11 protein-coding genes and 1 tRNA gene are annotated in these 13,702 nt (G+C 51.4%); 7 read left to right on the top strand and 5 right to left on the bottom strand.

Annotated elements, in window-relative coordinates; genetic code table 11:
• Positions 1-802: 802 nt before the first annotated feature.
• Positions 803-879 (bottom strand) — tRNA-Pro (locus AC53GJ_RS10400).
• Positions 880-1,184: 305 nt separating this feature from the next.
• Here AC53GJ_RS10400 and AC53GJ_RS10395 point away from each other — a divergent pair.
• On the top strand, positions 1,185-2,057 hold the full coding sequence (locus AC53GJ_RS10395) for a DMT family transporter (protein WP_496732607.1): 873 nt from the start codon (positions 1,185-1,187) through the stop codon (positions 2,055-2,057).
• Positions 2,058-2,065: 8 nt separating this feature from the next.
• Here the strand turns inward: AC53GJ_RS10395 and AC53GJ_RS10390 are convergent, their stop codons facing one another.
• Positions 2,066-2,470, bottom strand: coding sequence for a hypothetical protein (locus AC53GJ_RS10390; protein WP_496732606.1), 405 nt, complete (start codon positions 2,468-2,470; stop codon positions 2,066-2,068).
• 282 nt (positions 2,471-2,752) lie between these two features.
• Here AC53GJ_RS10390 and astE point away from each other — a divergent pair, with 282 nt between their 5' ends.
• From astE to AC53GJ_RS10360, 6 genes are all read left to right on the top strand, one after another.
• Complete coding sequence (gene astE / locus AC53GJ_RS10385) at positions 2,753-3,838, top strand: succinylglutamate desuccinylase (protein WP_496732605.1); 1,086 nt, start codon at positions 2,753-2,755, stop codon at positions 3,836-3,838.
• Between the two features lie 199 nt (positions 3,839-4,037).
• On the top strand, positions 4,038-5,294 hold the full coding sequence (locus AC53GJ_RS10380; protein ID WP_496732604.1) for an efflux RND transporter periplasmic adaptor subunit: 1,257 nt from the start codon (positions 4,038-4,040) through the stop codon (positions 5,292-5,294).
• Between the two features lies 1 nt (position 5,295).
• Positions 5,296-6,021 carry an ABC transporter ATP-binding protein gene (locus AC53GJ_RS10375; protein ID WP_496732603.1) on the top strand — a complete coding sequence of 242 codons (726 nt, stop codon included), beginning with the start codon at positions 5,296-5,298 and terminating at the stop codon, positions 6,019-6,021.
• Position 6,022: 1 nt separating this feature from the next.
• A complete protein-coding gene (locus AC53GJ_RS10370) occupies positions 6,023-8,185 on the top strand; it encodes an FtsX-like permease family protein (RefSeq protein ID WP_496732602.1) in 2,163 nt (720 codons plus the stop codon).
• Positions 8,186-8,289: 104 nt separating this feature from the next.
• The gene (locus AC53GJ_RS10365) at positions 8,290-9,687 is read left to right on the top strand and encodes a sigma-54-dependent transcriptional regulator (protein ID WP_496732601.1); all 1,398 of its coding nucleotides are present in this window, start codon (positions 8,290-8,292) and stop codon (positions 9,685-9,687) included.
• Positions 9,687-11,000 (top strand): sensor histidine kinase, encoded by a 1,314-nt coding sequence (locus AC53GJ_RS10360; RefSeq protein WP_496732600.1) that lies wholly within the window; start codon positions 9,687-9,689, stop codon positions 10,998-11,000. Before AC53GJ_RS10365 ends, AC53GJ_RS10360 begins: the two co-directional genes overlap by 1 nt.
• On the opposite strand, the gene AC53GJ_RS10355 is transcribed toward AC53GJ_RS10360, so the two are convergent.
• The 3 genes from AC53GJ_RS10355 to AC53GJ_RS10345 form a co-directional block, all read right to left on the bottom strand.
• Positions 10,995-11,447 (bottom strand): transglutaminase-like cysteine peptidase, encoded by a 453-nt coding sequence (locus AC53GJ_RS10355; RefSeq protein WP_496732599.1) that lies wholly within the window; start codon positions 11,445-11,447, stop codon positions 10,995-10,997. The genes AC53GJ_RS10360 and AC53GJ_RS10355 overlap by 6 nt on opposite strands.
• 131 nt (positions 11,448-11,578) lie before the next feature.
• Positions 11,579-12,448, bottom strand: coding sequence for an NUDIX hydrolase (locus tag AC53GJ_RS10350; RefSeq protein WP_496732598.1), 870 nt, complete (start codon positions 12,446-12,448; stop codon positions 11,579-11,581).
• Positions 12,449-12,499: 51 nt separating this feature from the next.
• Complete coding sequence (locus AC53GJ_RS10345; RefSeq protein ID WP_496732597.1) at positions 12,500-13,702, bottom strand: ABC transporter permease; 1,203 nt, start codon at positions 13,700-13,702, stop codon at positions 12,500-12,502.

Below are 13,702 nucleotides of genomic sequence, written 5' to 3'. Positions count from 1 at the left end.
AAATCTGAATGATTTCTGAACAGTAGATCAGAGGAGCTGCAAAGAACAGTCGGTATTTTTGTAACCCACCAGATAGATTGATAAAAAGGTCAACAAGTGGGAATAAGAAAAATTTGGCGGGAATTGGCGGGATCGTCTTTGTTTATCAGGGTTTTAAGGGGGGTTAAACGCTTGGTTTCGTTCAAACAGAATCGGAAGTTATTTCATACAGTTTGATAAAATTCACCACTCTATGCCGCACCGATTTCAGATGGTTTGAGAAATCCACATGCTAAGCATCAGTCAGCAATAACACGGTATATAAGGGCTTGGAGGCTGATTCATCAATTTCAGGCAGCTGAATCGGATCTGGGGCACTGATCCGATTCTCAAATAAATCGGATCAACAGATCGTTTTCTTAAAAACCTCTAGATTAAAGGCTTGCGGCTTGTTCCGCACGAAATTGAGCTGTAAGAATCGGATCTAATTCTTAATCGCCGATATCTTTGGCGATCTGTACTACCTGCCCCACGACTTTGAAAATTGGCGTACTTGGCATGAAAGTGGTGGCTGGCAATAAGGCTTACATTGAAGGCAGCAGGATCATCGGACAGCCAGCAACACTACCTTATCGTGAAATACAGGTTTAAGCGGTGTTTAACGCCATTTCAGGTAATTTGATAATTTATCAAACTGTGTGAAAAGAATTTATCAAACTACGTGGTGCGCTACACAACTCACGCATTTCTGCTGGTGGTTTCGCGAGTATTTCGCGAGTGAATTTGGAGGCTTTTAAAATAACTTTGTAAATCAAGGATTTAATGGTCGGTACGGCGGGATTCGAACCCACGACCCCTGACACCCCATGACAGTGCGCTACCAAGCTGCGCTACGTACCGACGTGGGCTTATCATAATGCTTTTCACTGTGATTGCAACGGCGCTTTGGTACAGATCTGGCTGACTGCGTTTTTTTTAAGCGTTTATTCAAAAATAACAGCAGTTTAGTGATGTCAGATCGGCTAGAGTACATCTTTTGTTTACCCATCTGGCCATCCGCCGCGTGCAAAATAGTCATGGCGTCAGCGCTTTGTGCTGGTCAGTTGCATGATTAACCCGCTGTGTCTGTCACACTGCGGTGCTTTGATTGTGTTGCAGCGTTGGTGTGCTGGTTATGATCAGCCGTTATTTCCGGAGTCGTCTCGATGTGGATTTTATTTACCCTGCTGGCTGCTTTTATGCAGGCCTGGCGCAATGCTTTTCAAAAGCAGTTGTCGGTCGATGTGCCGGTGCTGGGGGTGACGCTGGCGCGGTTTCTGTATGCCAGTCCGCTGGCGGCTTTGTATCTGTGGCTGTTATATCTTGATCCAGAGGCGCAGCTGCCAGCCTTTTCTGGCCAGTTTTATGGTTATGTGGTGGCAGCATCCGGTATGCAAATCCTGGCGACAGCCTTGATGGTGGTGCTATTTAAGCAAAAAAACTATGCCATTGGCGTCGGGCTTGCCAAAAGTGAAGCCATTTTTGCCGCCGTGCTGGGGGTGGCATTTTTTGCCAGCAGTTTAACGCTGCTGGGCTGGTTTGGCGTCTTGATTGGCGCTGTGGCGGTGTTTTTACTTAGTGGTGTGCGTAGTATCCGTAGTCTGAACTGGTCCACAGTGCTGATTGGTTCTGCATCCGGTTTGGCATTTGCACTGACGTCGTTATGGGTGCGGGAAGCCAGTCTGGCGCTTGGTTTGCCTTTTCCTTATGGCGCGGCCTGGGTGCTGCTGTGCGTCATCAGCTTGCAAACCTTGCTGTTGCTGGCTTATTTGCTGCTCAAAGACCGCGCCACCTTAGTGGCATTATGGCTGCGCCCTCGGCTGACTTTACTGACCAGCGTCACTAGCTGTGTTGGCTCCCTTGGCTGGTTTACTGCCATGAGTCTGGAAATAGTGCCGCTGGTTAAAACGCTGGGCCAGATTGAAGTGCTGTTTACTTTGCTCATTTCAGTATTTTTCTTTGGTGAACGACTGAAAAAACAAGACTACCTCGGCCTTGGGCTGATTATGTTGGCGGCTGTAATGGTGATGTGGGCCTGAGCCTGGTGTTAGCGCAATGGCTGTAGCAACGCCAGTAACAAGGCACAGCCAAGCAATAATGACACTAAACCGATGCAGCCGAGCCAGGGCGCAATAGCTGGCACCGTATGACGGGCAAATCTTTGGTGCCACTGCCATGGTAGCAGCAACATCACAGCGCTGCTGCCTAGCAACAACCAGCCAGCCAACTGGAACAGCTGCGGCCAATGCTGTAGCTCTGCCTGCAACAAAAAAGCTGCACCTAGCAGCATCCTCACGCACAGTTCTAACCGGTGCTTCGCGGCTGTGGTGGCAAAACCTTGTAAAAACTGCAGCGCCAACGCCGGTTTTAGCAAAGCAATCAGCCCCAACACACACAAATAACCACTGGCAAGCAAAAGAAAGCCGAACGCCAGTTGTTGCAATATTGCCACCCGCTTTCTCCATAATTAAGGTAAACGCACAGACTTTCGCCGCGTCCGCTGGGCATCCGCCACGCAGCGGGCAAATATTGCTACAGGCTTGCTTTAGAATGCGCGACGCTGTGCAGTGCGCGACTTGTCATACGCATCGCCCTGCTTTTGACCCAGCTTGCCCGTTCGGGGTTAATTTTTTCCATCTGACAGGCTACACTGCCGGGTAACAAAACAACATAGCAGCCCATCCTACCGCTGCCAACCGGCCCTGCTGCCGGTCTTAGCTTTGAAGGAATCATCATGAGCGTTTTTTCCGCTGCCCCGGCGCCCAACCAGCAAGTCGCACAATTAGCCGTGGACGGCGATTTTCTGGCCTGGACATTGGCGCGACCCTATCAAGCGCCAGCCACCAGTTGGCGACTGGACAATGGCACCTTGGTCGACATTTGGGACACAGGTGTCATATGCCTGACACCAGCCAGGTTTGGTCAGCAAGACATCGTGTTAAGTTCAGGTGTGCATGGCAATGAAACCGCGCCGATTGAAATCTGTGCTGCCCTGCTGCAAGACATTTTAACCGGTCAGCTAAAGTTGACTGAACGGGTGCTGTTTTTATTTGGCAATCCGCCGGCCATCAATGCAGCCAAGCGTGAACTTTTTGACAATATGAATCGTTTTTTCAGTGGCAGCCATGGCATCAGCGATCCTGCCCTCAGCACCACCGCAGAAACTTTTGAGAAAGTCCGCTGCGCCCGGCTGGAACAATACGTCAGTCGGTTTTATCAGGCGCTGCCTGCTGGCCGGCAGCGCTGTTTATACGATTTACACACCGCCATTCGTGGCTCACAATTTGAGAAGTTTGCGGTATATCCGTTTTTGCATGGCAAGCCCTGGTCAGCAGCCCAGTTTAGCTTGCTGGCCGCTTGTGACATTCACACCTTTTTATTGATGCAAAGCCCGGCCACCACTTTTAGTTATTATGCCGCCCACACCCATGGTGCTGCAGCTTTCACGCTGGAGCTTGGCAAAGTGCGGCCAATGGGCCAAAACGATATGAGCCGGTTTAGCGCCGTGACCGACACCTTGCGTGCGCTGATCAGCGGCGGTCCATTGCAATTAAAGCCATTTGTGGAAAGCGATTTTCAGCTGTTTGAAGTGTATCGCTCCATCAACAAACAAACCGATGCTTTTGAACTTTGTTTTGCCGCTTCGATTGAAAACTTTACTCAACTGCCGCTGGGCACACTTCTAGCCAGGGATGGCAATCTCGAATATCGGGTCGAACAACCCGGTGAAGCCATTATTTTCCCGAATGCCAATGTCGCTCTTGGTCAGCGCGCCATGCTGATGGTCAAACCGGTTTCTATTGCCGGACGGGTGTGCTGAATCAGCGAAAGCATAGGCCGGTATCCCAGTGCTGGGTCTAGTCTGAGCCATCATGACAGCAACCAGCCAGCGTGGCGCGAAATCGCGCGCCACGCGGCGCGATTTTAAGATAAAGCCCCTAACAATAAATATAACCATCTGATTTTTAACATTAAAAATGTTGGCACAAAACTTCCTATAGCTTGGCATCCTGTGAGTGATGTTGAGGTTAAGATTGGATATTTTGTTACCACCGCCCCCCTTTTACCGCCGCTGGTTGCATCATTGGCACTGGCTGTTGTTACTGCCACTGGCACTCTTGCTATGGCACACACTCGGTGCGCCGGTGCTCAGTTATCAGGCCGATCAGTTGCTCACTGTGCAGCAAGGGCTTTTTATGCAACAAAGCAACGTCAGCGGCGAGCTGATTAGCCAGCAACAGCGCCTGTTAACCAGCCCGGTACCAGCCACTGTGACTTCATTACTGCAGCGGCCAGGGGCAGAAGTACAACCAGAAACCATCCTGCTGCAACTGGACAATCCGGAACTGGTGCAACAAGTGCAGACTGCCGAGCGGCAGGTGCAGCAAAAACAAGCTGAATTACAGGCCTTTGCCGCTTTGCAGCAACAGGAATTATTGCTGCAACAGGATCAGCTGTCTGAGCGCACCGCCGCACAAGCCGCAGCAGCGCTGGAACTCAATGTTCATCTGGAATTGCAAAAACGCGGTGTGGTGTCACAACTGGAGCTCAAACGCACTGAACTGAAATTTCATCAGTTGCAAGCAGCCACCAGCAATGCCAAGGCCCGATTGCAGCAATTTAGCCAGATGCAACTGGCTCAGCATGCCCAACGTCAACTTGAACTCAAGCAGTTGCAAAGTGCTTATCAGTTGCTGTTACAGCAACAACAACAATTGACAGTGCGAGCCGGTATCAACGGACTGGTACAACAGCTGGACGTCGAAATTGGCCAGTCGGTCGTCGCGGGCGCGCCGCTGGCACGTATTGGCAGTCAACAGCAATTAAATGTGCGGTTATGGTTACCAGAGCGCCATGCCAGTCAGATCCAACCCGGTACGCGGCTGACGCTGGAACTGGCTGGCCAGCAATTACCTGCCCGCATCAGCCGGGTAGAAGCCGTCGTCAAAGAAGGCATGGTGATGGCGGAGGCAGAACCGGAACGGCCATTGCCGGCAGGCGCCCGACCGGCCCAAAGATTAAGGGCTCAAGTTGACTTACAGCCATTAGCGTCGGCGCTTTATATCCGATACCTGACCAGTTTTTTACCCAATCAACAACAAGTCTTTGTGCTGCAATCCGAACAGCAAGCGGTGCGGCGTGATGTGGTGTTCGGTGATATCAGTGGCGAACAGATTTTAGTGAAATCCGGGTTAACTCAAGGTGAAAAAGTATTGTCGACCGTGCCCGCGCACTGGCTGACTTTTGATACAATCAAACTAGCAAAGGAAAAATAAGATGATCAAAGTGGTTCCAGACCATAGTGCCAACCCACAGATCGTGGTTGATGTGCAGCAACTATCCAAAGAATTTCGCCAGGGACAGCTCATTACCAAGGCAGTGCAGGAGCTGACATTTCAGGTCACGCGCGGTGAGTTTGTCAGTATCAGCGGTCCGTCAGGTTGCGGTAAATCTACCCTGTTGCATTTACTTGGCTTGATGGATCAATACAGTAGCGGGAGTTACCTGTTAGCAGGGCTGGATACCCGCCAACTGAATACCGATCAGCGCGCTTTGATCCGCAATCGCCATATTGGTTTTGTATTTCAGGCGTTTAACCTGATTGATAGCATGAAGGTTTTTGATAATGTGGCATTGCCACTGCGCCACCGCGGCCTGCCAGCCAAGGATATTGCCAAACAAGTGATGGCCTGTCTGGAACAGGTTGATATGTCGCATCGGGCTGATTTTTACCCATCCCAACTCTCCGGCGGCCAACAACAACGGGTGGCAATTGCCAGGGCTATTGTCACCCAACCGGATTTATTGTTAGTCGACGAGCCGACCGGCAACCTGGACAGTAAAAACGGCGATGCCGTGATGGCGCTGCTCGGCGAGCTGAATCGTGCTGGCACCACCATTATCATGGTGACACATGATAGCCGCTACAGCGCTTGCGCCCATCGCACCTTGCAGTTACTTGATGGCAAACTGATTGCCGCAATCGCTCGCGAGGTCGCTTAACATGCACAGTGACCACATCTCAACCGCACCTTTGACCGCAACCTCAAGCAGCCGTTGGTGGCAATTATGGCCACTGTTGCAGCAATCGTTCTGGCAAGGCCTGCGCGAACTGCTGCGAAAACCGACGCAAAGTGTGCCCTTTGTGCTGTCGCTGGCGTTAATGCTGGCGATGTTTGTGAGCCTTATTTGTATCAGTCGCACTTTATGGCTGCAGCCTATTGCCGGGGTGAAGGATATAGCGCAAGTCCAGGCCATTGGGTTCGACATGAGTATTGCTGGCGTGGTTGAACATTTTGCTGGCCATTCCTCCAGCGCTTTGACCCAGCCCAACCAAATTTGGCAGTTTATCCCTGACGCTGAATTGGCAAGCCAACTGACTGGCGAGCAAACGACAGTCTTGCTTTATCGCCAGACATCCACCCAACAACTGCAACAACAGGATCTGCAAACATGGTACCAGGCTCAGCTTGACCAACAAGGTTTGCCTGCCAGCCATCCTCACCGGCAATTATCCATTACACAACAACCCTATTTGCAGCTGATCTTAGGGCAAAGTGGTGTACTGGCGTTAATGCTGCTGGCTGTCAGCATGTTATTACTGGCAATCACAGTGCTCAATCTGGCTAATTTGACCGCTGGTCGCTTTACCAGCCGACAGCGGGACATGGCACTGCAACTGGTCGCTGGTTGCAGCCTTGGCAGATTAAGAGTGCTGATTTTTACAGAATTGCTGGCCTGGACTTTACCGGCCTTCACCCTGGCACTGTTGACTGCGGCCTGGCTGTTAAGATTACTGCCTGAGATCACGGGGGGTTTATTTCCACTCGTCAGCCAAATGCAATTAACCCCGAGCGACATACTGGCGCTGTTACTGGTCGTGCTGCTGTTAACCACTGCCTTAAGTTTGCCATTGTTAACGCGGTACTTTGCCACGCACTTGCAGAGTACCTTAGCAGCCAGCGGCAAAGGTCTGCCAGCTCAACGAGGCTTGGCGCGTAGCTGGTTGCTTTTACAGGTGTTATTGTCAACCACTGTGGTGCTGACCGCTGCTTGCCTGACGTTATCGTCGTACCGCCACATTTATACAGACCTGGGCTATCAACTGCAACCTGCCAGTCATTTAACGGTCAACCGCAGCATAGCTGACAGCCAGGAGCAGGTTGAGCAAGCCATCAAAGAACAACAGGACAATGCCGATTTTTTACGTTGGCAAAGTTTACAGCAACTTATCAGTGCACAGCTGCCAGAATATCAGGTGTTGCTGGCAGAAGGCTTACCAATCCAAAGTGCATTTAAAATGCTGCTCCTGAAAAAGCAAGGCAGTGATGAGGTCGGGATGGTACTCACCCAACAAACTGATGCGGTTTATCATTCAGCATTTGAGATGCCATTGCTGCATGGACGCTACCTGCAACCAGCTGATTTGGCTGCTGGCGGCCCGACCCCGGTGCTCATCAATCAGTTTTATGCCAAACAACTGGCAGGCAATGATTGGACCCAAGCCGTTGGCCTGACATTATTCCAGGAAGAAAAGCAATTTCAGGTGGTTGGGATTTTACAGGATGTAAAAAGCTATTTGGCGTTACCCACCTTCTATCGATTGCCGCACCAAGACATGAAACCGGGCTTGGTACTGCGCCACCGCGATGGTAGCAGCGCGCTCACACCGGAACAACAGCAGCAAGTCACACAATTACTGCAACAAGCGGGTCTGTCCGAAGAGCTGCAATGGACGTCGTTAATGGATTTTTTTCAGCAACACAGCCGCCAGTCACGGCTAAATTTTTATCTGATTGCTTTGTTAGCCGCCACTTCCCTGCTACTGGCTGTGCTCGGCGTGGCGGGTATTGGCCGTTTGTACAGCCATCAGCGCCGTTATGAACTGGCGGTCCGGCTGGCAACCGGCGCCAGTCAGCGTCAGTTATATCTGCTGATGCTCAAACCACTGCTGCCACTGTTGGCGCTGGCCGTAGCTTTAGCCCTGCTGATTTCGCATCAGTTACTTGCCAAGCTCTGGCATTATTTTCCCCAGTTGGAACAACTGGAACTGCCGATGCAGTTGCTGCTGGCGTTGCTGATGTGGTTGGTGGCGGCATTCGCTGGCTGGTGGCCGGTGCGACAAACCTTAGCGCAAGATCCGTTACAAACCTTAAGATCTTTATAACATCGGATGGCGCTGCCGGCTTCGCAAGGCGCCATCAAATCATATTTGTAAATCAGTGAGTTACCTTGCAAAGTGTGCAGCTCACTGTTAAAAATGGAGTCCCAATGGCCGCTTTTGAACTACTGATTGCCGATGATGATGCCGATATCCGGCTGGCACTGACGTTATTATTGCAAGGTGCCGGTTATCGTTGCCGCGAAGCGACCAGTCCGGCTGAAGTGTTCACCCGATTGGCTGAGCGCCCAGCCGACTTAGTGCTGTTAGATCTGAATTTTAGCCGCGATACCACCAGCGGTCAGGAAGGTATGGCGTTATTACCGACGCTGGTGGCACGGCAAATACCGGTCTTTGTCCTGACGGCCTGGGGCAGTATTGAACTGGCGGTGGCGGCTATCCGGCTCGGAGCTTGTCAATTTCTGACCAAACCCTGGGACAATCAGCAGTTACTCAGCTATGTCAGCCAGCAACAACAACTAAAACAGTTAACCAGTCAGCAGCAGCGGCTGACAGCACTGCATCAGCAAAGGACCCCAGCCTGGATAGCGCAAAGTCCAGCCATGTTGGAACTGGAGCAACTACTGCAACAAATCGCCACCACCGATGCCAATGTGTTGATATTGGGTGAAAACGGCACTGGTAAATCTGTGCTGGCCAGCCGGCTGCATCAGTTGTCAAATCGCGCCACAGCACCACTGGTCAGCGTGAATATGGCAGCTATCCCGGATACTTTGTTTGAAGCTGAGTTATTTGGCCATCAAAAAGGCGCCTTTACCGATGCCCGCCAGCAACGACTTGGCCGTTTTGCCATGACCGAAGGTGGCAGTTTATTTCTCGATGAAATTGGCTGTTTGCCGCTGCCACTGCAACCTAAATTATTACGCGTGTTAGAAAGCGGTCAATATGAAATGTTGGGATCCAGCGTTACTGAACAAGCCGATGTCCGGCTGATCAGCGCCACCAATGCGCCACTGGAAACACTGATCGAACAAGGACTGTTCCGGCAGGACTTATTGTACCGGCTCAATACTTTTGTGCTGCAGCTGCCGCCACTGCGACAGCGTCAGGCCGATTTACCGGCACTGGCCACACATTTTATCCGTTTGTTCAGTCAGAAATATCGTAAAACTGCCCCTGAGCTGAGCCGGTCGGCTTTGCTGCAAATGCAGCAATATCATTGGCCTGGCAATGTCCGCGAACTCAGTCATTTGCTGGAGCGTGCAGTCTTGCTGTGCCAGCATGGCGTGATTGAACAACTGCCACTGGCCAATGGCAGCACCAAAGCGCCGCAAAATAGCGCTGGCCCGGCACAACCCGTCTCGCTGGATTTAGCTCAGATGGAAAAAAATCTGATCCAGCAAGCCTTAGCACAAAGCCAGTACCAGTTAACGCAGGCCGCGCAATTACTCGGGATCAGCCGCCATGCGCTGGCCAGGCGATTAGAAAAACTCGCCGATGGCAGTGCGGAACCCACGCAACAATCTACACCACAGGATCTGTGCTGATGACAGGCCGCACTACATCTTTAGCCCCAGAACTGCTGATTTGGAGCTTACCCAGCCTGCTGCTGGGCTCTCTGCTGTGCTGGCTACTGGCAGCACAAGGCTGGGACTGGCTGGCGTTGTTGAGCCTGATCCTTGGGTTATTACTGCTACAAATCGGTTTTTTAAGCTGGTGTACCCGGCGTTACCTGAGCCCCTGGCGCTGGGTGTCGCTCAGCTGTGATGCCATGCGCCATGGCGAACATAATCTTCGGATTGCCACTGAGCAACTGCCGGCTTATTGTCAGCAAGGGCTGGCAGAATTAACCAGACTACAACAGCAGCAGGCCGGTCATGCCAGCCAGTTGCAAACCGAACAACAGCTATTTCAGCAACTGTGGCAATGGTTACCCTACCCGGTGTTGCTATTTGATCAAAAGCTGCAACTCTGTTTTGCCAATAAAGCAGCCGCTGATTTTTTGCAACGACCGCTGTTACAGGGCCAATCCAGCGCACAGTGTGGTTTTACCGAACCGACATCTTTGCAATTGCCGCTGGCCCTGTGCCCAAGCGGCTGGCGGCAACAGCAATTGCAGTTAACCCTTGGCCAGCAGCAATATCTGCTGTGGTTTGCCCTGGATTTGCGCCAGGCCTTGCATGCCGGCGAGCGACAGAGTCAGACTGGACTGGTCAGAGTGTTAGCGCATGAACTGCGCAATTCTTTAAGCCCAATGGCATCTATGACACAGACACTGTTAGCACAACCAGCATGGCAAACCGAACAAGTGCGTCAGGTGCTCAGCAGGATTGGCCTGCGGGCGACCCGATTACTGAAATTTATTGACGCTTATCGTGAAATTAGTGAATTACCACCGGCCCAACCAACATGGTTCAGACTGGATACACTGGTGGCACGCTGTGCAGAACTACTGAATATTCCGGTGAATTTTCAAGGCGAGACCTGGTGTTTTGCTGATCCGCTGTTATTTGAACAACTCTGGTTGAATCTGCTGAAAAATGCTAAGCAAGCACCGCAACCGGCCGGTGTGCCGTTACAAATTCAGTTTTATCAGCAGCATCAGCAACAACACTTCAGCTTGCAGGATGCCGGTCCGGGCTTTGCCAATCCGGCTAATTTATTTACCCCCTTTTATACCACCAAGCCGGAGGGACAAGGGGTTGGCCTTACACTATGCCGTGATATCCTGCATTTGCATCAGGGTCAGTTGCTTGCTCGTAATGCCACAGACAGTGGCGCCTTGTTAACGGCCAGTTGGCCCCTGCCTGCCAATGCCGGATTAGCCAGCAAGCCCAAGGCAGACCAGCTTGAACTATAACTCTGACTGCGCTACAAAAACCTGCTGGCCATGTTGTAACTGCCACTTGCCAAACACCCGCTGATAATGATGCTGTGCTTTGGCATCGGCCAGCAACAGCACCTGCGGCTGCAGATTATCCATCACATACTGATCTGCCACCAATAACACCATATGACTCTGGCCCTGACGCCAGACCCAGACCAGTTCACTTGGCACGGCCAGCAGCAACAATTTTTGCTGTAACCACAAGGCATAGTCCTCACAGTCGCCTTCCAGACTAGCCTGCCAATAATCAGCTTGCTGGTATTGCTGCTGATCAGAGCGATACTGGTGATGCTTTTGGGCGAAATTTTGCAAAGTTTGCAATAACTGCCGACTGGGGCTGGCCGCTAATAATTCAGCGGCTGCTGTTTGCGGTAAAGCCAAGCCCAGTAATAACATCAGCAGCAATATTCGCTGTTTCATCGCACCACCTTTGACAAAGCTGCCACTGCCAGTAAATACGACAGCGCAAAGCATATTTCTGCTGGCAGTATCTGTGGCTCTGATGGCATTCGGATGACAAGGCAAAGCGGCGTGTTATTTCGAAGCAGTCGCTACTTGGTTGCGGACTTAATGGCTGCAGCGATAAAAATTTCGTAATCGTCGTGACGGGCCCGGTACTGGGCTATTTTGGTATCGGGCCACAGCGGTGCGTCTAACGCCCTGCTTAGCAATAACTTATTGTAAGGATGGGCTTTTTCATCGCTCAGATACTCCTCAGGCCAAAACCAGCGTGCCATGGCAATTTCACCAGCCTGTGGCGATAACGCGGGCAATAGCGCCGGTGAGCCGGCATAGAGGACACAGACCAGATAGAGATTTGACGCCCCAAACTGACCCTGATGATGATGCCGCAGCCCCAGCATGCCAACAAATTGAGCGCTGACACCGGTTTCTTCCAGTACTTCACGTTGTACCGCCTGCACCAGGTGCTCTTTGGGCTCCACCATGCCGCCGGGTAATTTAAAATAACCAGCAGCTTGACCGGGCAACGGCTGCTCCTGCACCATCAGTACCTGGCCCCTGTCTTGCCGATCACCAGACCAGACTAAAGCACCCACACCAATACTGTGAGTCGCAGCCAGCGGTAAATAGGCCTGCGGTTGTAACTTTTTCACCAGCATCAGCTGTTGCGGCTGGCAATGATGAAATTCAAAGCCTTGTGCCAAAGCCTCAGGGATCAGCACAGCTGCGCTGGCTGGCAAATCCAGCCAAACCAGCTGATATAAAGGCTGCCAGGCAGCTAAAGAAGCTTGTAACCTTTTACGGAAAAGCGCCACTGCCCTATCAGGGGCCGTCGACTGCAGCAAAGGCAACAGTTGCTCCGGACCGAGATAACAGCCCGCATATGGGTTAACCACGGCGCTGAACACCTCTGTTGGTATCATTTCATCGAACATTTCATCAGACATTTCATGGGACATCCAAGGCTCCATCAGCTTCAACTGGGGTGTTGGCGGCAGATCAAACGGCCGCTAGCGAAACAACACTTTTTCACGTTGGAACCAACTGACACAAAATGCAATCATGGCGCCAGCTAACAGCAAGGTTGAGACTAAAATCAAGCCCAGCAAACTGTAGTCAATGGTGCCTTTGACCAGTTCTTTAATCCCAAGTGCCACATTCAGTACCGGCACCAGTGCCAGTTTCCAGTTCAGTTCAATCCCCGGCAAAATGGACACCACCAGCGGCATAAAGACCACCATCGTCAGCGGACCAATATAATTTTGCGCTTCTTTGTAACTGCGGGCATAAATCGACAAGCTGAGCAACACCGCGGCCAGGGTCGCTGTTAGCGGGATCAACAGTGCAAGAATCAACGCCAGATCCAACAAGCCCAAAGTAGACATGGCTTTTTCGACAATATCCACCCCAGCCAGCGAACCAATCAGATAACCCCAGCCGCCAAAACTTATCACTGTGATGGCCGCCGCCACCAGACCCGTCGTCAGTACGGTCAGAAATTTACCCAACACAATCGAGGTGCGGGCAATAGGACAAATCAGCAGCGTTTCCAGCGTGCCACGCTCTTTTTCGCCGGCACCAATATCCATCGCCGGATAAGAAGCGCCGGCCAGACAGAGCGGCACCAACAGATAAGCAATCCAGCCGCCAATCAATTCGCCGACATTTTCCCGGCTTTCTGCGGTATTTATTTTTTCCACCGCCACCGGCTCCAGCAAGGCGGTAATGCTGTCAACACTGACGCCTAAGCCAGTCAGTTTCGCCTGCTGTAAACTTTTACTGTAGGTCTGCAGCAATTCAGTGAAATGCTTGGAAATCATATCCAATTGCGATGAACTGTTATGAATAAGCTGCCATTTGCTTTGCTGCAAATTATCCGCCGCCGGATTAAAATCAGCTGGGATCACAATGGCCAGATCAAACTGATTGTCGCGAATGGCTTGTTTCAGCGCAGCCGGATCCCGCAGTTCAGTGGTCATGCGTTTGAAGTTTTTATGGTAAAACAAGGCATCGGCAAATTGTGGTGCTTTTTCAGCGTTGATAATCACATACCGGTGTTCTTCGGCTTCAGCCTGCCGGCTGACATTGGACATCACCAAACCCATAATGCCAAACAACACTGGGAAAATCAGTACCGGCAATAAAATCACAAACAGCAGTGTTTTTTTGTCGCGCAAAAGCTCAGTCAGCTCTTTTAAGTACACTTGCCACAT

The organism is Rheinheimera sp. B2H12, assembly GCF_059620065.1.
Note: the sequence above shows the minus strand (reverse complement) of the source record. Positions and strands in the feature narration are given on the sequence as shown.